Source organism: Pseudooceanicola antarcticus, from assembly GCF_900215355.1.
Classification (GTDB): Bacteria; Pseudomonadota; Alphaproteobacteria; order Rhodobacterales; family Rhodobacteraceae; genus Pseudooceanicola; species Pseudooceanicola antarcticus.
Genome location: NZ_OBEA01000001.1, coordinates 650,033 through 673,276 on the forward strand (window position 1 = coordinate 650,033; position 23,244 = coordinate 673,276).

Here is a 23,244-nt window from a genome sequence, read left to right on the forward strand (position 1 = left end):
TCTTGAAGGCCTGGCGGCCGTGCCTGTATGCAGGCGCCGCTTGCGGTGGCTGGCTGCGGAAACAGAAGTGATTTGCTCCATTCATTTTTTTCAGACCTGAACGGCCCATACTCTGGCCGCAAGTACCCGGAGACCACCATCCATGAGAATTGTCATTGCCAACGAGAGGTTGGCAAAGCGAACCGGCACCGAGCTGGCCGCCAGGGACCTGGGGCGCGCGCTGAAGGCGCGGGGACACGATGTCATCCTGACCGCGCCCAGCCTTGGCCCGCTGGCAGAGGAATTGCGTCTGGACGAAGGGTTGCAGGTGGTGGAACCGGACCAACTGGGGCCGCGCCCGGATGTGATTCACCTGAACGATCTGTGCCTCGCGCAGGACCTTGCCGCGCGCTTTCCAGATGTGCCCATGCTGCTGCAATGGCATCGGTTCGTGCCCGAAGACTTCGCATTGCCGGTGCCGCAGATTGCCCGGACCTGCGGGGTGACCCCGCGGATGAACCGCAAGATAGCCCGGCGCCTGGGTGTCGAGCCCGAGCAGGTGCTGGGCAATTACGTCGATCTGTCGCGCTTTGCCCCGCGGTCCGCGCCCCTGCCCGACCGCCCGCGGCGTCTGTTGCTGGTGGGGCAGCAGAAACGCGGTCGCAGGCTGCTGGTCCTGGCGACCCTCGCGGCGCGCATCCTGGGCCTGAAGCTGACCGCCGTCGGGCCGCGCTACTTCCGGCGGGTCGAGAACCTGCCCGCCGTGGCGCGGGACTTCGACATCGCCATCGCCTCGGGGCGGTCCGCGCTGGAATGCCTTGCGGCGGGCTGTGCGCTGCTGCCCGGCGATCCCAAGGGGCTGGGAGAGCTGGTGACGCCGGAGAACCTGGAGCGCTACCGGAGCGGCAATTTCTCTCAGAGCACTTTCGATGCGCCCCTGAAACTGGGCGTTCTGGTGCGCCGCCTGCGCAGCTACGATGCGGTGTCGGCAACCATGGCCAGCCAGGCGCTGCGGGAGATGGCCGACATGGCCACGACCGGCGTCAGCGACTTCGAGGCGGTCTACATGTCGCTGTTGCAGGGGCGGCGTTCAAAGCCGGTACTCTCCGGGTCTGACTAGGGAAGGTGGGGTGGCCGGCAACCCACGCCCTCGGGCCAGGCCCTTCAGACGTGAAAAAGCCCGGCACCTGGCCGGGCTCTTTTCGTTGAAAGGGGGCGTGGCTTACGCTTCCAGCGAGCGGCGCAGCATTTCCAGGTCGTCGGCGATCTGGGCGTCCTGGATCATCAGCTCTTCGATCCGCTTCACGCCGTGCATCACGGTGGTGTGGTCGCGGCCTCCGAAGCGGCGGCCGATCTCGGGCAGCGAGCGCGAGGTCAGCTTCTTGCACAGATACATGGCGATCTGGCGCGGACGGGCGAAGGAGCGCACGCGCTTCGGCCCGATCATGTCGCTGAGGCGGATGTTGTAATGCTCGGCCACGCGGCGCTGGATCTCTTCGATGGTGATCTTGCGATCAGAGGCGCGCAGCACGTCCGACAGACAATCCTGTGTCAGCTCCAGCGTGATCTCGCGGCCGACCAGCGAGGCAAAGGCGAAGAGCCGGGTCAGCGCGCCTTCCAGCACCCGCACGTTGGTCGAGATCCGATGCGCGAGGAATTCCATAACGCCGTCGGCGACCTGCAGGTCGGGGTGCTTCAGACGGAAGCTGGCGACCTTGGATTGCAGGATGCCCAGGCGCAGCTCGTAGTCCGTCGGGTGCAGGTCGACGACCAGGCCCGAGCTCAGACGGGAGGAGATGCGGACCGGCAGGTTCTTGATCTCGTTCGGGGCGCAATCGCCCGAGATGATGATCTGCTTGTTGTGATCCACCAGCGCGTTGAAGGTGTGGAAGAACTCTTCCTGGGTCGAATCCTTGCCGGCGATGAACTGCACGTCATCGACCATCAGCACGTCGACGGTACGGAAGAGGGATTTGAAATCCATCATCTTCTTGTCGCGCAGCGCCTGGACGAAGCGGTACATGAACTGCTCGGCGGAAAGATAGACCACGTTCAGATGCGGCTGGCTGGCCTTCAGCTCGTGGGCGATGGCATGCATGAGGTGGGTCTTGCCGAGGCCGACGCCACCATAAAGGAAGAGCGGGTTGAACTCGACCTCGCCACCCGAGGCGACACGGCGCGCGGCGGCATGGGCCAGCTCGTTGGGCTTGCCGACGACGAAGCTGTCGAAGGTGGAATGGGGGTCCAGCGGCGCCGGCTGCAACATGCGGTCCTGCATGGAGTGGGAGCCGCCGGCGGAGGCGGATCGCGTGGCAACCTTGGGTTGAGCGATGACCGGACCACCGGAGGCCGCGGCGCTGGCGCGGGCGGTGACCGAGGCGGCGGCACGGGCGGCGGCTTCGCGGGCGGCGGCGACGGTGAAGTCGATGCGGCGGACGGCCGGGTCGATCGCGGTCAGGGCACGCAGGATGTCGTCTTCAAAGTGGCGTTGCACATAGGTGCCGGCATAGCCGGACGGCGCTGCCATGGTCGCAACCCCTTCGCTCAGCGAGACCAGCTCCAGCGGCGCAATCCAGTTCGTGTAGTTATGCTCGCTGACGGATGTCCGAAGAGTTTCCTTAAGCTCGCCCCAGCTCGTGTTCACCATTTTATCCTTCTTCCCCAATCAACATACTTCTCTACACACCCGGATTTGACCGGATTTGGCGCGTCAGCGGATCGTAGGAGGAAAACCCATCCGCACGTTTCGTGGCCTGTACGAAACGGCTCCGGATGGACCGGCGAAAACCAAAAGACACCCAGGCGACAGAAATGATTCCCGCCGCGAAAGGCAATTCAGGTTCTATGACATGGACAAGGCTGACAATCTGTTGGGTGAAAACGGCAGCCGTTTCAAACCTTTGTCAGCCATTAGCCCCTGTTACCGGGACTATTAGTCCCCCCCAAGGCGATGACTCGCAGGCTCAAGCTAGCAACTTCCGCGCGACCGCCGCAACAGCACAACGCGCTTGACTCAGATCGAATCCGAAAGGAATCGAGCCAGCGTGACAAAGCTGCCAATCTGCTGACCGGCTTCCCCTGCGGCGCCCGTCAGACAAGAAAAAGGCGCGGTCGAAACCGCGCCCTTTTGCATCAAATAGTTACCAGCTTCGGGGCTGGTCGGGCCGGGCCAGGGGCCCGTTCCCGTGCAGCGATCAGGCGATTGCCTTGACCCGTGCAGCCAGGCGCGAGATTTTGCGCGAGGCGGTGTTCTTGTGGTAAACGCCCTTGGTCACACCACGCATCAGCTCGGGCTGGGCGGCCTTCAGGGCTGCTGCCGCGGCGGCCTTGTCGCCGGAAGCGATGGCTTCCTCGACCTTGCGCAGGTGGGTACGGATGCGCGAGCGACGTGCCTTGTTGACGGCGGTGCGGGTTTCGATCTGACGGGCGCGCTTCTTGGACTGTGCCGTATTTGCCATGGTTCTGTCTTTCCGATCTACGGTTCAGGTTTCGCTTCGATGCCGCCGCCACAGCTTCGTTCGGAACCGGGGCCCTAAACGAAAAAACTGCCAAGGCAGAAACAGTCCCGTGGCAGGTTGTGGAAGCGTTCTCTTCCACGTTCTCCGGCGCAATGCGGCCTCACGACACTGTACGACCTCGAAGAGGTACGTTGAATTTCTGCCCGCGCTCTAAGCCCTGTGGGCAAGAGAGTCAACAGATCACCTGCAGGCAGGCCCCTGGGGGGGGCGACCTCTGTAGTGTTTACGTAGGGGAAGGGTGGCTCTAGGCTCTGCTTCAGACGTTGGCCAATGCGGGAAGGGGCAGCGGCTCTTGGACATGCAGAAGTCATACGACGTTCTCGTCGTTGGGGCGGGAATCGCGGGGCTGTCGCTGGCTGCTGCCCTGTCCGAGACCGCCCGCGTCGCCGTGCTCGAGCGCGAGGCCGGCCCCGGCCGTCATGCCTCGGGGCGCGCGGCGGCGCTGCTGCGGTTGCTGCACAGCCATGACGAGCTGCGCGGCCTGACCGAGGCCTCTCTGCCCTTCCTGATGGATCGCCATCCCGAGATCGACGGTGCGCCCCTGCTGAAATCGCGTGGCCTGCTGCTGCTGGCGCGCGAGGACCAGCTGCCGCTGATGTCCCATGTCGAGACCCGCGCCCGCGGGTTGCTGCGCCGGCTCGATCGGCAGGACCTGCTGACCCTGGTGCCGCAGCTGCGCTATGGCTATGCGGGCGGCGCGCTGATCGAGGAGGGGGCCCGCGATATCGACGTGCCGCGCCTGATGGAGGTCTTCCGGCGCCGTTTCGCGGCCCATGGTGGCGACCTTTATTGCAGCGCCGAGGTCTCTGACATGTGGCGACAGGACGGGCTGTGGCGGGTGCAGAGCGCCGCCGGGCCCTTTTCCGCGCCGGTGGTGGTCAATGCCGCCGGGGCCTGGGCCGATGGCCTGGCCCGGATGGCCGGGGTGGCCCCCATCGGGATCGACGCCATGCGCCGCACCGTGCTCGAGGTCGAGGTGCGCGAGGCAGAGCGCCTGGCCGAATTGCCGATGATCGTCGACATGGACATGCATTTCTACCTGAAGCCCGAGGGCGGGATGGTGCTGCTCTCTCCGGCGGACGAGACCAGCGCCAAGCCCGGAGACGTGGTTCATGAGGATCTAGACGTTACCCTCTGCCTCGACCGGATCAGGGCCTGTTTCGATCTCGAGATCCTGGACGTGAAGCGGATCTGGGCCGGGCTGCGCAGCTACGCGCCGGACCGCATGCCGGTGCTGGGATTCGATGCCGGGCGGCCGGGATTCTACTGGCTGGCGGCGCAGGGCTCTTCCGGTATCCAGACCGCCCCGGCGGTGGCCCGTTTCGCCGCCGCCCAGATCACCGGCAGCGCGGCGGTCCTTCCCGGTGCCGACCTGCAGCAGCTGGAACGGCGGGTCTCTCCGGCCCGCTTCGCCGAAGCCGCCCTTTGAAAGACCGCCTGCCCGGAAGGCAAAAGGGCCAGCCCCTCGGGCCGGCCCTTCTTGTCGGATGCGCCCGGCTTCAGCGGTCGCGGAACTGCGGTTCGCGCTTCTCGAGGAAGGCGGTCATGCCCTCTTTCTGGTCTTCGGTGGCGAAGAGAGAGAAGAAGAGGCGCTTTTCATACAGCAGACCCTCGGTGAGAGTGGTCTCTTCGGCGCGGTTCACCGCCTCCTTCACCGCCATGACCGAGATCATGCTCTTCTCGGCGATCTTGGCGGCGGCCTGCATGGCGTTTTCCATCAGCTTCTTGCAGGGTACGACACGGCTGACGAGGCCTGCGCGCTCGGCTTCCTCGGCATCCATGAAGCGCCCGGTCAGGTTCATGTCCATGGCCTTGGCCTTGCCGATGGCGCGGGTCAGCCGCTGGCTGCCGCCCATCCCGGCCATGACGCCCAGGTTGATCTCGGGCTGGCCGAACTTGGCGTTGTCGCCCGCGATGATGAAATCGCACATCATCGCCAGCTCGCAGCCACCGCCAAGCGCGTAGCCCGAGACGGCGGCGATGATCGGCTTGCGGATGCGGGCGATGGTGCCGGTCGCGTCGCTGAACAGGTCCTCGGAGTAGACATCGACGAAGCCCTTCTCGGCCATCATCTTGATGTCGGCGCCGGCGGCGAAGAACTTCTCGGTGCCGGTGACCACGATGCAGCGCACCTTGGGGTCCTTCTGGGCCGCTTTCAGCGCCTGGGCCAGCTCTGAGAGCAGCACGTCGTTGAGGGCGTTCATCGCATCCGGCCGGTTCAGTTTCACCAGCGCGATGTGGTCTTCGATCTCGACGATGATCGTCTCGTAAGCCATGGGGTGAGTGTCCCTGTTGCTGAGATGTAGGGCCGATTCCCTAGCATTTTGCCCTCTGGGATCAAGTTATCTTTGGCATTGCGGACAGTAGAAGCTGGATCGTCCCGACTGCACGAGACGGCGAATCGTGGCGTCGCAGCCCTCGCTCCGGCAGGGTTCGCCCTCGCGGCCATAGACGTCGAAAGAGTGCTGGAAATAGCCCAATTCGCCGCTGGCCTGCCGGAAATCCTTCAGGCTGGAGCCCCCGGCCTCAATCGCATCCAGCAGCACCTGGCGGATGATCGGCGCGAGCGCTACCAGCCGTGATGTGGCAATCCGGTCACAGCGACGTGCCGGGGAAATACGCGCCCGGTACAGGGTTTCGCAGACGTAGATGTTGCCCAGCCCCGCCACCACGTGCTGATCCAGCAGCGCCGTCTTGATCGGTGACCGGCGCGTCTTCAGCCTGTCCGCCAGGTAAGGACCGTCAAAGCTGTTGCCCAGGGGCTCGGGCCCGATCTGCGCCAGCAGCGGGTGTGCCTCGGCGCCCTCGGTGGGCAGCAGGTCCATGGCCCCGAAGCGGCGCGGGTCGTTGAAGGTGACGCGGGCGCCGTTGTCGATGTCCAGCACCACGTGGTCGTGTTTCTCGGCGGCGGGGTGGCTGTGGACGAAACGGCCCAGCGGATCGCCCGAGACGGTCATCCGCCCGGACATCCCGAGATGGATCAGCAGGGTCTCGCCGCTGTCCAGATCGGCCAGGATGTATTTCGAGCGCCGCCGCATCTGCAGCACCCGCTTGCCGGTCAGCCGCCCGGCCATGCCCTCGGGGAAGGGCCAGCGCAGATCGGGACGGTTCACCGCGGCGCGGGTGATCACCGCACCCTCCATCGAGGGGGCCAGCCCGCGCAGGACGGTTTCGACCTCTGGCAATTCCGGCATGACGAACTCTGCCTCTTTCCTGTTTCATGGCCTCCCCCGGCAGGCCGGCTGCCGCCAGATGCGCCTCGGTCGCATTGCAGCGCCCCGACATCGCCCTATAAGGAGAAGGACAGGAATAAGGCATGTGCTGATGAACGAAAAGACCACCCATTTCGGCTTTACCGAGATCCCGGAATCCGAAAAGGCCACCCGCGTGCAGGGGGTCTTCGGATCGGTCGCCTCGAAGTACGACGTGATGAACGATGCCATGAGCCTCGGCATCCACCGCATCTGGAAGGATGCGATGATGGACTGGCTGGCGCCGCGTCCCGGCCAGCGGCTGCTGGATGTGGCGGGCGGCACCGGGGATATCTCGTTCCGGTTCCTCAAGCGCGCGGGCTCGGGCCATGCCACGGTGCTGGACCTGACAGAGCCGATGCTGGTCGCAGGTCGCCAACGCGCCGAGGCGGCCAGCATGGCCGACCAGCTGGACTGGGTGGTGGGCGACGCCATGGCGCTGCCCTTCGACGACAACACCTTCGATACCTACACGATCTCCTTCGGCATCCGGAACGTCACCCGGCCGCAGGAAGCCCTGAACGAGGCCTACCGGGTGCTGAAACCCGGTGGCCGCCTGATGGTGCTGGAGTTCAGCCAGATCCCGACGCCGGCGCTGCAATGGGCCTATGACCGCTACAGCTTCAACCTGATCCCGCCCATGGGCAAGCTGATCGCCAATGACAGCGAAAGCTACCAGTACCTGGTGGAATCGATCCGCAAGTTCCCCGACCAGGAGACCTTCCTGGGCATGGTCCGCCAGGCCGGTTTCGGCAATGCCAAGTACCGCAACCTGAGCCTGGGCATCGCCTGCCTGCACTCCGGCTGGAAGCTTTAAGCGATGCGCGGTCCCCATAACATCTGGCGCCTGATCCGTACCGGCGCCACCTTCGAGCGCTCGGGCGCTATGAAATTGCTGTTGGATGCCTATGACGCGCCGCCGCTGCTGCGTGTCGCGGCGCGGGTGCTGGGCTGGCCCTTCCAGTGGCTGGGCCTGCGCGGAGATCCCGCCGCCCCGCCGCTGCCCCGCGCGCTGACCGCGCTCGGGCCGGCCTATATCAAGTTCGGCCAGATCCTCTCGACCCGGCCCGACGTGGTGGGCCCCGACCTGGCCGCCGAGCTGCGGGTGCTGCAGGACAAGCTGCCGCCCTTCTCGCGCGACGTGGCGATGAAATCCATCGAGGTCGAGCTGGGCCATCCGGCAGAAGAGCTCTTCACCGAGTTCTCGGAGCCCATTGCCGCGGCCTCCATCGCCCAGGTCCACCACGCCCGCCTTGCCGAGACCGGAGAGGAGGTCGCGGTAAAGATCCTGCGCCCCGGTATCGAGAAGGCCTTCCGCAAGGATGTCGACGCCTTCTACCTTGCCGCCTGGCTGATCGACACGCTGGCGCCCTTCTCGCGCCGGCTGCGTCCCAAGGACGTGATCGAGCATTTCGACGGCGTGGTCCGGGCCGAGCTCGACCTGCGCCTGGAGGCCGCTGCCGCCAGCGAGTACGCCGCCAATACCGAGGGTGACGCGGGCTTCCGCCTGCCCAAGGTCGACTGGTTTCATTCCTCCCGCCGGGTGATGACCATGGGCTGGGTCGAGGGCATCCCCCTGGGCGATATCGAGGCCATCGACGCCGCCGGGATCGACCGCGCGGCGCTCGGAGAACGGGTGCTGTCGCTGTTCCTCAACCACGCGCTGCGCGATGGCTACTTCCACGGCGACATGCACCACGGCAACCTGAAGGTCGCTCCGGACGGCACGCTGCTGGCCTATGACTTCGGCATCATGGGGCATCTCGATGTCTATACCCGCCGGGTCTACGCCGAGATCCTCTACGGTTTCATCAAGCGCGACTACAAGCGCGTGGCCCAGGTGCATTTCGAAGCGGGCTATGTGCCCGCCGACCGCGACGTGGACGAGTTCGCCCGCGCCCTGCGCGCCGTCGGAGAGCCGATCTTCGGCATGGATGCCACCCGGATCTCGATGGGCCGCCTGCTGGCCTATCTCTTCGAGGTGACCGAGCGTTTCGGCATGGAAACCCGCACCGAGCTGATCCTGCTGCAACGCACCATGGTGGTGGTCGAAGGGGTGTCGCGCTCGCTCAACCCGCAGATCAACATCTGGGACATCGCCAAGCCCATCGTGCAGGATTACATCGAAAAGAGCATCGGCCCGCGCGCCGTGCTCTCGGACATGGCCGATACGATGAAGGTGATCAGCCGCTATGGCCCGCGCCTGCCCGAGCTGGTCGACAAGGCCTTGTCGCGGCAGCTGACGGCGCCCGCGCCGAAGCCCCGCACCTCGCGGCGGATGCTGCTGCTCGCGGGGGTGATCGGCCTGCTCATGGGCGGCGGGCTTGTTGCCCTTGGCGTCGGCCTGTCCTGATCGCCTGAAGCCACACATGGCCGGGGTCCGCGCGTCTGGCCGGCCCCGCGCCTGCGTGGCCCGCCCGAGGTCCCGGATGATCGGACCGCGACCGGGGGGTGTTACCCCCCGTGTCGTTCCAGTTCCGCCGCCCTGGCATCCGCGGCCGAGCCCCGCGCCGCACGACTTTGGCAATGGGCGATGATCCGGGCCGATAGGAAGGGCCACAGTGCCTCCAGCCTTCGGGTGACAAGGGGATCGTCATAGGCGGCGAGGAATTCGGTGCGCTCGGGGGCCGAGAGCGGCTCTCCGCGGTAGAGATACTGCATGGCGGGCGACAGGAAGGTGGCCAGGTCGACGCAGGGATCGCCCAGGGCCGGGCATTGCCAGTCGATCAGGCGCAGCCCCTCCGGCCCCGCCACCAGGTTTCCGGGCACCGGGTCACCATGGATCAGGCAGGTTTTCTGCAACGGCGGGATCTCGGCCGCCGGCAGCTCCTGCATCAGCTTCTCGGGCCAGTCGTCAGCCTCTTCGCCGGCCACGCCCCGAGCCTGGGCGCGGATCTCCTGACGCAAGGCGGCAGAGCCATCGGGCCCGCGCCGCAGCCCGTGCAGCGCCTTGGGCACCGGAACCCGGTGTAGCCGCCGCAGCAGCCTTGCCACCTGTGTCACATCGCTTTGCCAGAGCGGGCCGGGCAGATGACGGTAGAGCAGGCAGGGCCCCTCGGCACCTTGCCAATGGGCCAGCAGCTGCGGCGCCAGCGCCTGATCCTGCAGATGCAGCAGGCAGGCGGCCTCGGCCTCGGGGTCGTTGGGAAAGACCGGCCCGGCGTTCTGCACACGGTAGAGCTTCAGCACCAGGTCGCCATCCGGCGCGGGGATGCGCCAGCAGAGATTGCTGCGCCCGCCGCCAAGCGCCTGCCAGAGGGCCGGGGGCGCGGGATCGGGGGCGCAGGCCAGGGCCTGTCGGGCCAGCGCGGCGGAGATTTCGCGGGCCAGCCTGTGGGTCAGCGCCAGGGGCTCTGCCTGCTCAACCGCCATGTGTCGCGCCCTCCGTCCAGATCGTCCCCCTTCCTAGGGGCGGGGCGGAGGTGGGGCAAGCTTGGCCTCGCCGCCGCCCTCAGCCGGGCGGCAGGCGCAGGCCCGTGACATCGCCGCTGGCGATCAGCTCTCCTGATGCGGTGACCAGCAGCACCTCGCCGTTGCTGATCCGCGCCTCGGTGATCGGGGCATAGCTTTCCAGCGCCTCGGAGGCGATCAGCTCGCCCTCGGCGTAGCTCTGCATCTCGAAGCTGTATCGTCCGTGGGGCAGAGTGGCACCATTGCTGTCGATGCCGGGCCAGTCCAGCGTATCGCTGTCCAGCGCCACCTGGCCTTCAAAGACCGGGTTTCCGGCGGCATTGCGCACCACGAGGATCGCGGTATCCGCCCCTTCGGCCACGTTGGCCGAGACGCTGATCGCCTCGCCCTGCCAGCTGGCGGCATTGGCCGAGCGCGCCTGCATCCCGACCCAGGACGCCAGATCCGACATCGAGGACGAGACCATCTGTCCGGTCAGCGATTCCAGCAGGTTGTTGGTCAGCACCTGCTGCTCCACCGACGAGAAGGTGGCCAGTTGCACGGCGAAATCAGCCGATTCGACGGGGTTCAGCGGGTCCTGGTTCCGCAACTGGGTCGAGAGCATCTGCAGGAAGGTCTCGAAGTCCGAGCTGATCATCTGCTGGCCCGAGGCATTGACGGAATTGGCCGTGGCTGTGGCTGTGGCGGTGGCAGAGGTGACGCTGTCCATGGCGGGTCCTGTTCGCTTGCTCAGATACGGATGTCGATGGTGTCGCGGCGGTCCGGGCCAGGTGGCCCCCCCGCGGTTCCCCGTCGGGCAGGGGCGGCCCCGTACGGGGTTCGGGTCTCGGCGCCCGGTCCCGATGGCTGGCCGGACGTTTGTTCCTGGGGGTGGCCCTGCGATTGACCTTGCGGCTGGTCCTGCGCCTGACCATGGGCCTGGCCGCCGGAATGGGCCGCCCCCTGGCCCGCGCTGCCGAAGCCCGCGCCGATCTGCCGCCCGTTGATGGTGATCTCGACCCGCTCGAAGCCCAGGGCACGGAAGCTGTCTTGCAGCAGAGAGATATGGCGGCGCATCAGCTCTCCGGTCTCGGAGCGCTCGGCGGTGATCTGAAGCATGACCCCATGTTCCTCGGTCGCCATGCGCAGGGTGACACGGCCCAGCTCCTTCGGGTCGAGCTGCAGCTCCGTCCCCCCCTCGCCGGTGCGCAGGGCCTGCTGGCTGATCTGGGTCGCCACGTGGCGCGCCAGTTCGGTCCGGGGCGCGCTGCTGCGCAAGGTCTCGCTGAAAGGCTGGCTGTCGCCGGCGGGGGGCAGCGGTGCATCGCCTTTCGGCTCTGTGCCGTTGTCGGGGGTGAGCAGGGCTGGCGTCTCGGCGGGTTTGGGCGCGGCGGGTGGCCTATTTGGCGGTTCGGCAGAGGTGGGTGTGGAAGGGACGCGCGGTCGCGGAGGGCCCTCGCTACGGCGGGGCAGTTCGATGCGGGCGCGGGGCCTGTCGCGCAGCCGGGGCTCGGTGCGCGTATCGAGAGCGGCGGGCGGTCCCTGCACGGGCGGCGGCGGTGCCTCGACCGGCTTGACCTGCGCGGCCCCCGCGCTGCGGTCCTGGGCCTGGGGAATTCCGGTGTCGGAGCGCGGCGCTGGGCTGATCTGCTGCCCTTCCGTGCGCGGTGCGGCAGCGGGCTTCTGAGGCTGCGTCGTGGTCGGAGGCGCCACCTGCCGGGTGGTCTCTTTGACCACGACAGAACGGGGCTCTGTCAGGGGGCGCGGCGGGGCCTCTTGCCCGGCGGGTCTGGCCTGAGAGATCGCCGCCGAGGCAGCCGTCGGTGCGGCCCCCCTGCTGGCGGGCACCGCCTTGTCGAGGACCGGGGTTTCGGGCCGGGTCTCTGCCAAGGAACCCTTTCTGCGAATCGGCATCGGAACGGGTTGCGCGCCCCCGTCGGGCCTCTGCGTTGACGCTGTGGCGGCAGGGACGACCGAGGGCTGCTTCGGCTCAGCCGGCGCACGGGGCGCGGGACTGCCTTCCGGCTGTGTCCTGACCGGCATTCCACGCTCACCAAGAGGCCGCTCGGTCACCTGGGGCACGAGAGGTTTCGGCTGCTGGGAGGGCTCTGCTCCCTGCCGCCCAATACGCGCTGCGGGCTCGCCTTTGTCGGCCTGTTGCACCACGCGGGGGGAGGCTGGAGGCGTCTCTGCCTTGGCCATTTCGCCTTGCGGCGGCGCGGCGGGCCGGTCCAGAGGTCCTGCTTCGGCCTTCCGACCCGCTTTGGGCGCGGCTGGGGCAGACACAGCCTCTGGCAAGGCGGGTCTACCCTGTTCCTTGGGGATCGGTTCCACCCCCTCCTGCCCCGACGACGCCCGCGCATCGCGCGGGGCCGCCATGACCTGCGGCTTGTCGGCTGGCACCGCCATGCGCCCTGCCAGAGGCGGCGCAACCGGCGTGGGCGCTTCGGGAGCCTTCTCGGCCCGCAGCGTGACCGCAGCTGGCTCTGAAAGCACTCGAGAGGCGGTGTCCTGCACCTTGCCGCTGCCCTCCCGCGGCGGTCGATCGGCACTCTGCGACGCCATCGGTTGACCCCCGAGCTGCACCGGGGCCTGAGTTTCCGGCGCCCTGGAAACTGGCCTGCGGGGACGGGGCTCGACCGTGCGGGGCTCCGCCGGGCGGTGAACCTCCGACAGGGCATCCTCTGGCAGAGAAGCCTCATCCGGTAGCAGCTTTTCCACGGGGCCCACCATGGCCTCTGCATCCGCCTCAGGCCCGGCGGGAGCATTGCCGTCGCCAGACCCTTCGCCAGCTTCCATGGCGCCCTCGGGGTCTGCCTCCGCCGATGCAGCCTGCGCCCCCGGCGTCTTTCCTTCGTCACCCGCATTGCCGCCACCGCGCGGCGTCGCTAGGCGCGCAAAGATCGTGTCGAAGCCCTCTGACCCAGGCTGACCGCGCTCTTCGCCGCGCTTGCCGGTGACGGGCAATTCGGCGGTGCGGGTCAGCACTCCCGCTGCCCCGCGCGGCGCGGAGGCGGTGGTCGGGACAGGCGGCTTGGCCATGGGCAGCTGCGGGATCATGTCAATCTCTCCGGACTTCTTCCGTTGCCCGCATCCTGACTCAAGGCCGGTTACCGCATCTTTACCCGCTGCGGCCATTTTTCCGGAAACTGGTTCAAATTGGAGACTGTCCGGATGGCCGATCCGATTCCCTCCCATCCCCTGCCTGCCCCGCCGCAACGCGATGCCCAGCTCTGGGACGCTGCCCGCGCGCTGGAGGCCAACTTCCTGGCGGAAATGCTGAAATCCGCCGGATTGGGGGCGACGCCGGAGGGGTTCGGAGGCGGTCCGGGCGAGGACCAGTTTGCCTCGTTCCTGCGCCAGGAACAGGCCGAAGCCTTGGTGGATGCGGGGGGAATCGGCTTGGCGGAATCACTGTACAACTCACTACTGGAGAGACGGAAATGACCAAGGACCCGCATCAGAAGCTGATCGACGAGCTTGATCTTCTGCTGGAGAAAGAGCGCGATGCGCTGCTGGCCGGGCAGCTGCAGACGCTGCCGGAACTGCTCGAGCAGAAGGAGGGGCTGATCGACCGGCTGAACGGGCTGGAAGGGCTGGAGACGGCCGAGCTGCAGCCCCTGCGCGGCAAGGCGCAGCGCAACCAGGCCCTGCTGGATGGCGCCCTGCGGGGCATCCGGACCGTGGCCAACCGCTTCTCGACCCTGCGCAAGATCCGCCGCACGCTGGAGACCTACGACAGCCAGGGGCGCAAGTCCGCGCTGGTCCGCCAGCATGACAACAAGCTGGAGAAACGCGCCTGAGCCCTCGCGCATCTGGGCAAGGACGGCATGCATCCGGATTTGCCTCAAATGCCGGGGAATGGATACCCGTCATTTAGCATTCCATTAGCACCTGGAGGTCAATGTTCCCCTCGCATCCGCATGGATGGCACAGGATCGGGAAAAGCCCGCGGCCTGTACGCGTCAGAACGACATTCGATCCGTCCCGTGGGGGGCGGGATGTTTAACGGGCGTAAAGCGCCCAACGACCAAAGGAACAATGCATGTCCAGCATTCTGACGAATACCAGCGCGATGGTCGCCCTGCAGACCCTGAGCATGGTCAACAAGGATCTGACCGACGTTCAGGGCAATATCTCGACCGGCAAGAAGGTCGCCAGCGCCAAGGACAACTCCGCCGTCTGGGCCATCTCGAAAGTGATGGAATCGGACGTCGCGGGCTTCAAGGGGATCTCGGAATCCCTGGGCCTGGGGGAATCCACCGTCGCCGTGGCGCGTTCGGCCTCCGAAACCGTGAACGACCTGCTGACCCAGATGAAGCAGAAGATCGTCGCGGCCCAGGAAGAGAACGTCGACCGCGAGAAGATCCAGACGGATATCGACGCGCTCTCCGACCAGATCGGCGCCACGGTTTCCGCCGCGCAGTTCAACGGTCTGAACCTGCTGTCGAACAAGGAAGCCGAAGCGGGCTCCGGCACCGTCAACGTGCTGGCCTCGCTTGACCGCTCCTCGACCGGCGTGACCGTCAGCCAGATCGCTGTCGGCAAGCAGGACCTCGGCACCGATGCCTCGGACATCACGGGCACTGCCATCGCTGCGGCGTCCAACAACCTTACGGGTACCGCCGACTCGACCGCGACGGCCCTGACCGGCGCCGCGACCGCGCCGACCACCACCGTGACCGTCGATGCGGTCGAGGCGGGCGCAGGCTTCAGCATCGCGGTCTCTGCCGGTGCCGGAGCCTATGCCACGGGCGTCAACACCGCGGCCATCACCGACATCAAGTACGTCGCACGCGATGGTGACACCGAAGGTGACGTGGTCAAAGGCCTGGCGAAGGCGTTCAACAAGTACGTCGCCGAAGCCATGGGTGATGATGTCGGCACCGTTGCGGCGACCTTCGACGCCACCGCGGGCACGATCACCTTCACCGGTGACACGACCACCGGCAACAACTTCTCGGTCGCGGTTTCCGAATACGCGGCCGCCGACACCACCATCGGTGGTGGCCTTGAAGAAGTCGCCAACATCGACGTGACCACCGACACCGGTGTCGAGAACGCGCTTTCGGATATCGAGGACCTGATCCAGACCTCGATCGACGCCGCGGCCTCCTTCGGCTCTGTCCAGGGCCGGATCGAAACCCAGTCGGAGTTCATCTCGACCCTGGTCGACAGCCTGAAGTCCGGTATCGGCACCCTGGTCGACGCCAACATGGAAGAGGCGTCTGCCCGCCTGCAGGCGCTTCAGGTCCAGCAGCAGCTGGCGGTTCAGGCGATGTCCATCGCCAACCAGGCACCGCAGACCCTGCTGTCGCTCTTCCGTTAAGGGAACGCGAGTTCAGGGGCGCGTTGACGCGCCCCTGGGCAACTTCGCCGGAAGAAATCCCTCTGACTGGAAGGTTACGAAGTGACTGCTCATTCCCAAGCTCTGCGCGCCTACGGGCAGGCCTCCTCCTCGACCAGAACCCCACGCGGGGTCGAGTACGAAGTCTTCGCGCGCATCACGCACCGGCTAGTCGCCGCCGCGCGCAAGGACCCGAAACTGCAATTCCCCGAGATCGTACGCGCGGTGCATGACAACCGCCAACTCTGGACCATCCTCGCCGCCGATGTCGCCGGAGAGGGCAATACGCTGCCGCAGCAGCTGCGGGCCCAGATCTTCTATCTTGCGGAATTCACCTTCTCTCACAGTCGCAAGGTGTTGAACGACAAGGCGGCGCTGACCCCTCTGATCGAGGTCAATACCGCGATCATGCGCGGCTTGCGCGCCGGAGGGCCCCCGAAATGAGCGGTCTTGTCCTGAAGCTCTCCCCGAAGGAGCGCGTGCTGATCAACGGCGCGGTGATCGAGAACGGCGACCGCCGGTCGCGCCTCTCCATCGTCACGCCCAACGTCAATATCCTGCGTCTGCGCGACGCGATCCACCCGGAAGAAGCGACCACGCCGGTGCGCCGGGTCTGCTACGCCGCCCAGCTGGTGCTGACCGGCGATGCCTCGGCGGAAGAGACCCGCCTTCCCCTGCTGCGCCGGATCGAGGAGCTGAGCCAGATCCTGACCGATCCGGACAGTCGCAAGTTGCTCTCGCAGGCGACGGAGGCTGTGCTGAACGACCAGTATTACCAATGTCTCAAGGCGCTGCGCGGCCTTCTGCCGCGCGAGGAACGCCTGCTGAACGCGAGGCCGCACTGATGTTCACCCCCGTCCTGCCCTATACCGGCTATGCCGGTTGGGCCTTCCTGGAACGAACCTACGAGGCGCAGCGCGAGACCTTCGACAAGTCCCCCCTCATCACCCGCGATACCGAGTACTTCGAGGCCAATATCGGCAATGTTGACACGCCCGAAGACCTGGTGTCGGACAGGCGGTTGCTGCGGGTGGCCCTGGGGGCTTTCGGCCTCGGCGATGACATCAACAACCGCTACTTCATCCAGAAGGTGCTGGAAGAGGGCACGCTTGAGGAAGACGCCTTGGCGCTGCGGATTTCGGATGAACGCTACCGCGAGTTCGCCGAGGCCTTCGGATTTGACCGGGGCACGCCCTCGACCAAGATCTCGACCTTCGGCGCCGAGATCGCCGAGCAATTCCGTCGCCAGGAGTTCGAGATCGCGGTTGGCGATCAGGACGAGACCATGCGTTTCGCCCTCAACGCGCAACGGGCGCTGGGCGAGATCGCCGGTTCGGAAAGCGGCACGGACACCAAGTGGTTCCGCATCATGGGCAATCCGCCGTTGCGCGAAGTGTTCCAGACCGCCTTCGGCCTGCCCGCCAGCTTCGGGCAGATCGACCTGGACCAGCAGCTCGAGGTCTTCAAGGATCGCTCCGAGCAGATCCTTGGCACCGATGACCCGGCGGATTTCGGTGATACAGAGCTGCAGGAGAAACTGGTGCGCAGCTACATGCTCCGCGACCAGTTGCAGGATATCACCGTGGCCAGCTCCGGGCTGATCGCCCAGACGCTTCTGGCCGGGGCGGTTTCCTTCCTCGACAGCCTGAGAGAGCGCTAGCCCCGACCGGTGCCATTCGGCAATCCCTTGGGTGCCGGTCGCGCGTCCCGCCGGGACTTCGGCGTGGATACTGACCTCGCCGCCGCTGCGGAGCGTCGCAGGATCAGCTGCAAACGATTGAAGGAATTGGTAATTCCATTCTCTTCATCCTCGGCCAGGAAGGTATCCAGGTCAGGCCATGCCCGGATCGCCTGGTCCAGAACCGGATCACTGCCCTGCACGTAGAGCCCGGCCTGGATCATCATCTCGGACCGCGCATAGGCCGACAGCAAGTGTCGCGCCTCCGCGATCATCTTGTTCTCTTCCTCGGTGGCGGCTTCGGGCAGGGACCGCGAGACCGAGCGCAGAAGATCAATCGCCGGATAGCGCCCGCGTTCGGCGATCTGGCGGTCCATCACGATATGCCCGTCGAGCACGCCGCGAAGAATATCGGCCACCGGCTCCTCCATGTCGGACCCGGCCACGAGGACCGAGAGCACGGCGGTGATCGTCCCCGAAGGGTCGGCTCCGGGTCCGGCCCGTTCGCAGAGCTGCATGATCTGGTAGGCGGTCGAAGGCGGATAGCCCCGCAAGGCGGGCAGCTCACCGCTCGCCACCGCCACCTCTCGATGCGCCTCGGCGAAGCGGGTGATGGAATCTGCCAGGAAAAGCACATGCTTACCCTGGTCGCGGAAGTGTTCGGCCACGGCCATGGCCGTCCAGGCGCAACGGCGGCGCACCAACGCGGAACGGTCCGAGGTCGCGGCCACGACGACCGCGCGTTTCATCCCCTCGGGCCCCAGTACCTTGTCGGTAAACTCCCGCAACTCGCGCCCGCGTTCGCCGACCAGGGCGATGACGGCGACATCGGCCTGCATCCGCGCGGCGAGATGCCCCATCAGCCGGGACTTCCCCACGCCCGAGCCGGCAAAGAGCCCGATCCGCTGCCCTTCGACGATGGGCAGAAGCGTGTTCAGCACCGTCGTCGCGGTCTCGAGCCGGGCACCAAGGGCGCGCCGCTTGGCCGGGGGGGGCGGATCACCGCGCAGGCCACGCGCCACCCGCCCCGGCAGGATCGGCTTGTCGTCCAGGGGCTGCCCGTGCGGGTCGATCACCCGCCCGATCCAGCCGTCATCCGGGGCGATTCGCAGCGGCCCGCGCAGCACCACCCGGTCCCCGAGCGAGACCCCCTCGGTCCGTTGGTCGGGCATGAGGGTCAGCGTGTCGCGCTGCAGCTGCACGACCTCCCCATGCAGGACCGAGCCATCCCCCCGTGTCACCTTCAGAATATCGCCCAGGCGCGCGTAGCGGCCCAGCCCGGTGACGGTCAGAACCTCGGCATCCACCCGCTCGATCCGCCCGACATGGCGGATCGCCGAGAGATTGCCGATCTCGGCCCGGACCCCCTGCAGCACCTTCTGTGACATCGTCCTGATCCTTCATTTGCTGCGAACCATTTCTAAAGGAATCGGGGTTAAGCCTTGATTGAAGCCAATCGAGGGAGAAGCCCCGGTGTTCGAGTCCATAGAGGTATTCAGGATGGCCGATGCCATGACGCGCCACGCAGAGATGCGGCAGGCGGTCGTGGCCCAGAATACGGCCAATTCCGATACGCCCGGTTTCAGGGCGCGTGACGTGATCCCTTTTGCCGAACTGGTAGAGGGAGGGGCGCCTGGAATCGGGCTGCGAAAGACCCGCCTGCGCCATTTGAACGGCTCTGACGGTGTCGCGGCGCGGATCGTGCAGGAAGATCACGCAGGTTCTGGTGAACCCAATGGCAATTCCGTCTCGGTCGAGCTCGAGATGCTCAAGGCGGTCGCGGTGAAGAAGCAACATGATCAGGCGCTGGCGATCTATCGCTCGGGCCTGAAGATGATGCGCACCGCCATCGGACGGAGGTGAGCATGGGTGACCTGTCTGCCTCTCTCGAGATTTCGGCCAGCGGCCTCAGGGCCCAGGCGCAGCGCCTGCGCCATACTTCCGAAAATATCGCCAATACAGATACCCCCGGCTACCGGCGAAAAACCGTCTCCTTCAAGGACGTTGCTGGTGCCGGAGAGATTGGCGGGGTCCGAACGGGCCGGGTGCAGCTGGATCGAAGCGATCCGGTGCGCATCTACGACCCGAACCATCCCCTCGCCGATGACAGCGGCCACTACGATGGATCGAATGTCGATCTGGTGGTCGAGATTGCCGACGCGCGCGAAGCGCAGCGCAGCTACGAGGCGAACCTCAAGATCTTCGATCAGGCCCGGCAGATGTCCGCCGGACTGCTTGAACTGCTACGTCGATAAAGGAGGTCCAGAATGGACATTCGTGCATTGAACGCCGCGCAGAAATACGCGGCTGCCCGACCGGCGATGCAGCCGGTGCCGGGTCAGGAAACCCCCGGCAAGGGGCTTGGCGAAACCCTCGGCGAGGTCACCTCCGACTTCGCCGAGACCTTCCGCAGCGGCGAAGAGACCGCGAAGGCCGCCATGGCGGGCCGGGCCGACAGCACCACCCTGGTCCAGGCGCTGGCGCAGACCGAGCTGGCGGTCGAAGCCGCGGTGACCGTGCGGGACAAGGTCGTCGAAGCCTACCAGGAAATCCTGCGGATGCCGGTCTGATCCGTGACTGAAGCGCAGTTCTTCGATGCCCTCAGGCAGGGGCTTTGGGTGGCGGTGATCACCGCGACACCGATCCTTGCAGTGGCGCTGGTCACGGGGCTGGTGGTCGGGCTGTTCCAGGCCCTGACCTCCATCCAGGAAATGACGCTGACCTTCGTGCCGAAACTCGGTGCCATCGTCGTCGTCTTCTGGCTGTCGATGAGCTTCATGTCCCGCACCCTGGTGGCCTTCTTTCAGAACCACCTCATCCCGCTGATCATCGGAGGCTGACCATGGAAAGCACCGGCTATACGACCCTGACCCGCCTCTCGGGCCTTGCCCGCGAGATGGACGTGATCGCCAACAACATCGCCAATGCCTCGACCACCGGCTACCGCACCGAAGAGATGATCTTTTCCGAATATGTGCAGGGGGTGGAAGACGGGCCCTCCCTGTCGATGGCCCAGGGCAATATCCGCTGGATTTCCTATGCACAGGGCACACTTGGCCCGACGGGCGGAGAACTGGACTTTGCCATCGAGGGCGACGGTTTCTTCCTCGTCCAGACGCCGCAGGGCGAGCGGCTGACCCGCGCGGGCAGCTTTGCAACCTCGAATGCGGGCGATCTGGTGACCAATGATGGCTACCCGGTGCTGGATGCCGGCGGCGCGCCGCTCTTCATTCCGCCCGCGACCCAGATCGGGGTGGCCGCCGATGGCACGATCTCTGCCGATGGCGCCCCCATCGGACAGATCGGCGTCGTCATGCCCGTCGCGCCCGATGAGATGCAGCGCCAGGGCGGCACCATGTTCCTGGCTGAGGCGGGCTTCGATCCGGTGGAAAATCCCCGCGTCGTGCAGGGCTTCCTCGAGGCCTCCAATGTCAGCCCCGTGGCCGAAATCTCGCGGATGATCACCGTGCAACGGGCCTATGAGCTAGGTCAGAGCTTCCTGGAACGGGAAGACGACCGGATACGCAACCTGCTGAAAACCCTCGCCTGATAGCCCCTGTCGAGACAGGGAAAGGAGCCGAACATGAGAGCGCTGAAGATTGCCGCCACCGGGATGGCCGCCCAGCAGATGCGGGTCGAGACCATCTCGAACAACCTCGCCAACATGTCGACCACGGGCTACAACGCCCGCCGCGCCGAGTTCGCCGACCTGCACTACCAGCAATATGCCCGCGCCGGCACGGTCAATGCCTCTGATGGCACGGTCCTGCCGACGGGTATCCAGCTTGGCCTCGGCGTGCGTCCGACGGCGGTGACCATGCAGCTGGCGCAGGGCTCCCTGGGTCAGACCGGCGGCGACCTGGACCTGGCCATCGAGGGGCGGGGCTACCTGGAGGTCACGCTGCCGAACGGCCAGGCCGCCTATACCCGCGACGGCGGGCTGAAACGCACCGGCGACGGGTTGATCGTCACCTCCGACGGCTTCCCGGTCGCCCCCGATATCACCATCCCCGACGACGCCCGCTCGATCTCGATCAATGCCGATGGCGAGGTCTACGCCTATTTCGCCGACAGCGCCCAGGCGCAGCTCCTGGGTCAGTTCTCGCTGGCCGGGTTCGCCAATCCCAAGGGGTTGGAGGCCATCGGCTCGAACCTTTTCGTCGAGACCGAGGCCTCTGGCGCGGCCATCGTGACCACCCCCGGCCTCGACGGGCTGGGCACCCTGCGCCAGGGCTATCTCGAGGACAGCTCCGTCGATCCCGTCCGCGAAGTGACCGAGCTGATCGAGGCGCAGCGGGGATACGAGTTGAACGCCAAGGTGATCTCGGCCGCCGACCAGATGCTGGGCGCCACGGCCCAGGTGCGCTGATGCGGCTGCTGGCGCTCATACCGCTGGTCTGGCCGCTGCTGGCAGAGGCCGAGACAGTCGTGGCCGCGCGGAACCTGCGGGCGCAAACCATTCTGACGGCTCAGGATTTCTCGATCCGGGATATCTCCGTGGCCGGTGCGCTCAGCTCCGACAAGGGGCTCGTCGGGATGGAGACCCGCGTGGCGATCTACATCGGTCGGCCCATTCGGCCCGGCGATATCGGCCCCCCCGCGCTGGTCGAGCGCAATGCCATCGTGACGCTGATCTACGACCACGGCGGGCTCGTGATCACGGCCGAGGGGCGCGCCCTGGGGCGGGGTGGCGAAGGAGAGCAGCTGCGCGTGATGAACCTGTCTTCGCGCAGCACGATCAGCGGAATCATCCAACCAGACGGAAGTGTGAAGGTCCAATGAAGCGCGCCGCCCTGATCCTGGCCATCCTTGGCCTCTCCGGCTGTATCGACCGGGCCCACCTCGGCGAGCCGCCGAAGTTCTCTCCCGATGTCCATACGCCGGAATACCGCGCCATGATGCACGGATCAGAGAAGGGCGCGACGCTGCCCTATGCCGCCGAAGCTCCTGAAAGCTCGCTCTGGCGTGGTGGCCGGCGCTCGCTGCTGGGAGATCGGCGTGCGATGAACGAGGGCGATATCCTCACCGTGGTGATCGAGATCGACGAAAGCGCCGCGATCTCCAATTCCTCCGATCGTTCACGCAGTGGTTCGGACAGTCTCGCGGTGCCGCAGCTCTTTGGAATTCCGCAACGGATCAACCGTATCCTGCAGAACGATGCAACGCTCGATTCGGCGGTCTCCATCGACAGCTCCTCTTCGGCATCGGGCGATGGCTCGGTCAGCCGGAACGAACAGCTGACCCTGCGCGTGGCGGCGACCGTGGTCGATGTGCTCCCCAACGGGGTGCTGGCGATCTCTGGCAACCAGGAGGTCCGGGTGAACTTTGAACTGCGCGAGCTTCTGGTGTCCGGCTATGTCCGGCCAGAGGATATCTCGCGACAGAACGAGATCACCTATGACAAGATCGCCTCGGCCCGTGTCAGCTATGGCGGCCGTGGTCAGATCAGCGACATGCAGCAACCGCGCATCGGCCAGCAGGTGCTGGACCGCGTGCTGCCCTTCTGAGGTCCGGTGATGAAGAAACTGCTTCCAATTCTCCTGATCGTGCTGGGCATCGGCGGCGGTGCCGGCGCCGGCCTGATGCTGCGCCCCGCGCCGCAGGACATGGTCTCGATCGACCCCTGTGGCGACGGCACCGCCGTGGCCGATGCCGGGCATGCCTCCGAGGAGGCGCATCCGCCAGAGGAAGACGCCGAGCCGGTCGAGCGGGAATACGTGAAGATGAACAACCAGTTCATCATCCCCGTGGTCACCGATGAGAAGATCGGCGCGCTGGTGGTGATGTCGATCAGCCTCGAGGTCGATATCGGCGGCCAGCAACAGGTCTATGCCCGTGAGCCGAAGCTGCGCGACGCTTTCCTGCAGGTGATGTTCGACCATGCCAATGTTGGCGGCTTCCAGGGAGCCTTTACAAATTCAAACAATCTGGACGTGCTGCGTTCGGGGCTGCTGAACGTGGCGAAGAAGGTGCTGGGGCCCATGGTCTCGGATGTGCTGATCACCGATATCGCGCGCCAGGACGCCTGACCCGGGCTTCAGGCCAGACCCAAGCCCTCCGGATCGGAATCCCTGGCCGTGC

27 protein-coding genes are annotated in these 23,244 nt (G+C 66.2%); 19 read left to right on the top strand and 8 right to left on the bottom strand.

Translation table 11 applies throughout. The features are described 5' to 3' along the window. The first annotated feature begins 142 nt into the window (after positions 1-142). Complete coding sequence (locus CRO50_RS03175) at positions 143-1,099, top strand: glycosyltransferase family protein (RefSeq protein WP_143516842.1); 957 nt, start codon at positions 143-145, stop codon at positions 1,097-1,099. Positions 1,100-1,201: 102 nt separating this feature from the next. Here CRO50_RS03175 and dnaA read toward each other — a convergent pair whose 3' ends face one another. Both dnaA and rpsT read right to left on the bottom strand, forming a co-directional pair. Next, positions 1,202-2,626: a chromosomal replication initiator protein DnaA gene (dnaA, locus tag CRO50_RS03180; RefSeq protein WP_097144411.1), complete on the bottom strand. Its 1,425-nt coding sequence runs from the start codon at positions 2,624-2,626 to the stop codon at positions 1,202-1,204. A gap of 547 nt (positions 2,627-3,173) precedes the next feature. After that, on the bottom strand, positions 3,174-3,437 hold the full coding sequence (rpsT, locus tag CRO50_RS03185) for a 30S ribosomal protein S20 (protein ID WP_097144412.1): 264 nt from the start codon (positions 3,435-3,437) through the stop codon (positions 3,174-3,176). A 358-nt stretch (positions 3,438-3,795) separates the two neighbouring features. Here rpsT and CRO50_RS03190 point away from each other — a divergent pair, with 358 nt between their 5' ends. Then, the gene (locus tag CRO50_RS03190) at positions 3,796-4,926 is read left to right on the top strand and encodes an NAD(P)/FAD-dependent oxidoreductase (protein WP_097144413.1); all 1,131 of its coding nucleotides are present in this window, start codon (positions 3,796-3,798) and stop codon (positions 4,924-4,926) included. Positions 4,927-4,996: 70 nt separating this feature from the next. Here CRO50_RS03190 and CRO50_RS03195 read toward each other — a convergent pair whose 3' ends face one another. Together CRO50_RS03195 and mutM are read right to left on the bottom strand one after the other, a co-directional pair. Then, complete coding sequence (locus CRO50_RS03195) at positions 4,997-5,773, bottom strand: enoyl-CoA hydratase (protein ID WP_097144414.1); 777 nt, start codon at positions 5,771-5,773, stop codon at positions 4,997-4,999. A 66-nt stretch (positions 5,774-5,839) separates the two neighbouring features. Beyond that, entirely contained in the window at positions 5,840-6,691 is an 852-nt protein-coding gene (gene mutM, locus CRO50_RS03200) for a bifunctional DNA-formamidopyrimidine glycosylase/DNA-(apurinic or apyrimidinic site) lyase (protein WP_097144415.1), read from the bottom strand. A 130-nt stretch (positions 6,692-6,821) separates the two neighbouring features. On the opposite strand from mutM, the gene ubiE reads away from it, so the two are divergent. Both ubiE and ubiB read left to right on the top strand, forming a co-directional pair. Continuing rightward, positions 6,822-7,565, top strand: coding sequence for a bifunctional demethylmenaquinone methyltransferase/2-methoxy-6-polyprenyl-1,4-benzoquinol methylase UbiE (ubiE, locus tag CRO50_RS03205; RefSeq protein WP_097144697.1), 744 nt, complete (start codon positions 6,822-6,824; stop codon positions 7,563-7,565). A 3-nt stretch (positions 7,566-7,568) separates the two neighbouring features. After that, positions 7,569-9,101: a 2-polyprenylphenol 6-hydroxylase gene (ubiB, locus tag CRO50_RS03210; RefSeq protein WP_097144416.1), complete on the top strand. Its 1,533-nt coding sequence runs from the start codon at positions 7,569-7,571 to the stop codon at positions 9,099-9,101. Between the two features lie 101 nt (positions 9,102-9,202). Here the strand turns inward: ubiB and CRO50_RS03215 are convergent, their stop codons facing one another. The 3 genes from CRO50_RS03215 to CRO50_RS20055 all read right to left on the bottom strand — a co-directional run bounded on the left by CRO50_RS03215 (position 9,203) and on the right by CRO50_RS20055 (position 12,028). After that, a complete protein-coding gene (locus tag CRO50_RS03215; protein WP_097144417.1) occupies positions 9,203-10,120 on the bottom strand; it encodes a phosphotransferase family protein in 918 nt (305 codons plus the stop codon). Positions 10,121-10,199: 79 nt separating this feature from the next. Then, positions 10,200-10,868 carry a flagellar hook capping FlgD N-terminal domain-containing protein gene (locus CRO50_RS03220; RefSeq protein WP_097144418.1) on the bottom strand — a complete coding sequence of 223 codons (669 nt, stop codon included), beginning with the start codon at positions 10,866-10,868 and terminating at the stop codon, positions 10,200-10,202. A 20-nt stretch (positions 10,869-10,888) separates the two neighbouring features. Continuing rightward, a complete protein-coding gene (locus CRO50_RS20055; RefSeq protein WP_157791742.1) occupies positions 10,889-12,028 on the bottom strand; it encodes a flagellar hook-length control protein FliK in 1,140 nt (379 codons plus the stop codon). A gap of 1,284 nt (positions 12,029-13,312) precedes the next feature. Here CRO50_RS20055 and CRO50_RS03230 point away from each other — a divergent pair. From CRO50_RS03230 to CRO50_RS03255, 6 genes are all read left to right on the top strand, one after another. After that, positions 13,313-13,585 carry a rod-binding protein gene (locus CRO50_RS03230; protein ID WP_097144698.1) on the top strand — a complete coding sequence of 91 codons (273 nt, stop codon included), beginning with the start codon at positions 13,313-13,315 and terminating at the stop codon, positions 13,583-13,585. Further along, positions 13,582-13,941: a flagellar protein FlgN gene (locus CRO50_RS03235; protein WP_097144420.1), complete on the top strand. Its 360-nt coding sequence runs from the start codon at positions 13,582-13,584 to the stop codon at positions 13,939-13,941. Before CRO50_RS03230 ends, CRO50_RS03235 begins: the two co-directional genes overlap by 4 nt. Before the next feature lie 242 nt (positions 13,942-14,183). Then, positions 14,184-15,467, top strand: coding sequence for a flagellin N-terminal helical domain-containing protein (locus CRO50_RS03240; protein ID WP_097144421.1), 1,284 nt, complete (start codon positions 14,184-14,186; stop codon positions 15,465-15,467). An 81-nt stretch (positions 15,468-15,548) separates the two neighbouring features. Next, entirely contained in the window at positions 15,549-15,929 is a 381-nt protein-coding gene (gene flaF, locus CRO50_RS03245) for a flagellar biosynthesis regulator FlaF (RefSeq protein WP_097144422.1), read from the top strand. Beyond that, on the top strand, positions 15,926-16,330 hold the full coding sequence (flbT, locus tag CRO50_RS03250) for a flagellar biosynthesis repressor FlbT (protein WP_097144423.1): 405 nt from the start codon (positions 15,926-15,928) through the stop codon (positions 16,328-16,330). The genes flaF and flbT overlap by 4 nt, the downstream gene beginning before the upstream one ends. Then, on the top strand, positions 16,330-17,145 hold the full coding sequence (locus CRO50_RS03255) for a DUF1217 domain-containing protein (protein WP_097144424.1): 816 nt from the start codon (positions 16,330-16,332) through the stop codon (positions 17,143-17,145). Before flbT ends, CRO50_RS03255 begins: the two co-directional genes overlap by 1 nt. Here CRO50_RS03255 and CRO50_RS03260 read toward each other — a convergent pair. Then, entirely contained in the window at positions 17,142-18,551 is a 1,410-nt protein-coding gene (locus tag CRO50_RS03260) for a FliI/YscN family ATPase (protein ID WP_097144425.1), read from the bottom strand. The genes CRO50_RS03255 and CRO50_RS03260 overlap by 4 nt on opposite strands. Positions 18,552-18,675: 124 nt before the next feature. On the opposite strand from CRO50_RS03260, the gene CRO50_RS03265 reads away from it, so the two are divergent. From CRO50_RS03265 to CRO50_RS03305, 9 genes are read left to right on the top strand one after another with little or no spacing between them, the layout of a single operon-like run. Then, positions 18,676-19,026: a FlgB family protein gene (locus tag CRO50_RS03265; RefSeq protein WP_232617768.1), complete on the top strand. Its 351-nt coding sequence runs from the start codon at positions 18,676-18,678 to the stop codon at positions 19,024-19,026. Between the two features lie 2 nt (positions 19,027-19,028). Next, a complete protein-coding gene (gene flgC / locus CRO50_RS03270) occupies positions 19,029-19,418 on the top strand; it encodes a flagellar basal body rod protein FlgC (protein ID WP_097144426.1) in 390 nt (129 codons plus the stop codon). 12 nt (positions 19,419-19,430) lie between these two features. Continuing rightward, positions 19,431-19,733: a flagellar hook-basal body complex protein FliE gene (fliE, locus tag CRO50_RS03275; protein ID WP_097144427.1), complete on the top strand. Its 303-nt coding sequence runs from the start codon at positions 19,431-19,433 to the stop codon at positions 19,731-19,733. 3 nt (positions 19,734-19,736) lie between these two features. Beyond that, positions 19,737-20,003, top strand: a complete 267-nt coding sequence (locus CRO50_RS03280; RefSeq protein ID WP_097144428.1) for a flagellar biosynthetic protein FliQ — start codon at positions 19,737-19,739, stop codon at positions 20,001-20,003. Positions 20,004-20,005: 2 nt separating this feature from the next. Continuing rightward, the gene (locus CRO50_RS03285) at positions 20,006-20,713 is read left to right on the top strand and encodes a flagellar hook-basal body complex protein (RefSeq protein WP_097144429.1); all 708 of its coding nucleotides are present in this window, start codon (positions 20,006-20,008) and stop codon (positions 20,711-20,713) included. A gap of 33 nt (positions 20,714-20,746) precedes the next feature. Beyond that, positions 20,747-21,532, top strand: coding sequence for a flagellar basal-body rod protein FlgG (gene flgG / locus CRO50_RS03290; protein WP_097144430.1), 786 nt, complete (start codon positions 20,747-20,749; stop codon positions 21,530-21,532). Then, positions 21,532-21,945, top strand: coding sequence for a flagellar basal body P-ring formation chaperone FlgA (flgA, locus tag CRO50_RS03295; protein WP_097144431.1), 414 nt, complete (start codon positions 21,532-21,534; stop codon positions 21,943-21,945). The genes flgG and flgA overlap by 1 nt, the downstream gene beginning before the upstream one ends. Then, positions 21,942-22,670, top strand: a complete 729-nt coding sequence (gene flgH / locus CRO50_RS03300) for a flagellar basal body L-ring protein FlgH (RefSeq protein ID WP_097144432.1) — start codon at positions 21,942-21,944, stop codon at positions 22,668-22,670. The genes flgA and flgH overlap by 4 nt, the downstream gene beginning before the upstream one ends. Before the next feature lie 9 nt (positions 22,671-22,679). Continuing rightward, the gene (locus CRO50_RS03305; RefSeq protein ID WP_097144433.1) at positions 22,680-23,192 is read left to right on the top strand and encodes a flagellar basal body-associated FliL family protein; all 513 of its coding nucleotides are present in this window, start codon (positions 22,680-22,682) and stop codon (positions 23,190-23,192) included. Positions 23,193-23,244: the final 52 nt, after the last annotated feature.

Coding starts and splice junctions, on each gene's coding strand:
- CRO50_RS03175 (WP_143516842.1), top strand. CDS start 143: ATGAGAATTGTCATTGCCAACGAGAGGTTGGCAAAGCGAACCGGCACC.
- dnaA (WP_097144411.1), bottom strand. CDS start 2,626: ATGGTGAACACGAGCTGGGGCGAGCTTAAGGAAACTCTTCGGACATCC.
- rpsT (WP_097144412.1), bottom strand. CDS start 3,437: ATGGCAAATACGGCACAGTCCAAGAAGCGCGCCCGTCAGATCGAAACC.
- CRO50_RS03190 (WP_097144413.1), top strand. CDS start 3,796: ATGCAGAAGTCATACGACGTTCTCGTCGTTGGGGCGGGAATCGCGGGG.
- CRO50_RS03195 (WP_097144414.1), bottom strand. CDS start 5,773: ATGGCTTACGAGACGATCATCGTCGAGATCGAAGACCACATCGCGCTG.
- mutM (WP_097144415.1), bottom strand. CDS start 6,691: ATGCCGGAATTGCCAGAGGTCGAAACCGTCCTGCGCGGGCTGGCCCCC.
- ubiE (WP_097144697.1), top strand. CDS start 6,822: ATGAACGAAAAGACCACCCATTTCGGCTTTACCGAGATCCCGGAATCC.
- ubiB (WP_097144416.1), top strand. CDS start 7,569: ATGCGCGGTCCCCATAACATCTGGCGCCTGATCCGTACCGGCGCCACC.
- CRO50_RS03215 (WP_097144417.1), bottom strand. CDS start 10,120: ATGGCGGTTGAGCAGGCAGAGCCCCTGGCGCTGACCCACAGGCTGGCC.
- CRO50_RS03220 (WP_097144418.1), bottom strand. CDS start 10,868: ATGGACAGCGTCACCTCTGCCACCGCCACAGCCACAGCCACGGCCAAT.
- CRO50_RS03230 (WP_097144698.1), top strand. CDS start 13,313: ATGGCCGATCCGATTCCCTCCCATCCCCTGCCTGCCCCGCCGCAACGC.
- CRO50_RS03235 (WP_097144420.1), top strand. CDS start 13,582: ATGACCAAGGACCCGCATCAGAAGCTGATCGACGAGCTTGATCTTCTG.
- CRO50_RS03240 (WP_097144421.1), top strand. CDS start 14,184: ATGTCCAGCATTCTGACGAATACCAGCGCGATGGTCGCCCTGCAGACC.
- flbT (WP_097144423.1), top strand. CDS start 15,926: ATGAGCGGTCTTGTCCTGAAGCTCTCCCCGAAGGAGCGCGTGCTGATC.
- CRO50_RS03255 (WP_097144424.1), top strand. CDS start 16,330: ATGTTCACCCCCGTCCTGCCCTATACCGGCTATGCCGGTTGGGCCTTC.
- CRO50_RS03260 (WP_097144425.1), bottom strand. CDS start 18,551: ATGTCACAGAAGGTGCTGCAGGGGGTCCGGGCCGAGATCGGCAATCTC.
- CRO50_RS03265 (WP_232617768.1), top strand. CDS start 18,676: ATGACGCGCCACGCAGAGATGCGGCAGGCGGTCGTGGCCCAGAATACG.
- flgC (WP_097144426.1), top strand. CDS start 19,029: ATGGGTGACCTGTCTGCCTCTCTCGAGATTTCGGCCAGCGGCCTCAGG.
- fliE (WP_097144427.1), top strand. CDS start 19,431: ATGGACATTCGTGCATTGAACGCCGCGCAGAAATACGCGGCTGCCCGA.
- CRO50_RS03285 (WP_097144429.1), top strand. CDS start 20,006: ATGGAAAGCACCGGCTATACGACCCTGACCCGCCTCTCGGGCCTTGCC.
- flgG (WP_097144430.1), top strand. CDS start 20,747: ATGAGAGCGCTGAAGATTGCCGCCACCGGGATGGCCGCCCAGCAGATG.
- flgA (WP_097144431.1), top strand. CDS start 21,532: ATGCGGCTGCTGGCGCTCATACCGCTGGTCTGGCCGCTGCTGGCAGAG.
- flgH (WP_097144432.1), top strand. CDS start 21,942: ATGAAGCGCGCCGCCCTGATCCTGGCCATCCTTGGCCTCTCCGGCTGT.
- CRO50_RS03305 (WP_097144433.1), top strand. CDS start 22,680: ATGAAGAAACTGCTTCCAATTCTCCTGATCGTGCTGGGCATCGGCGGC.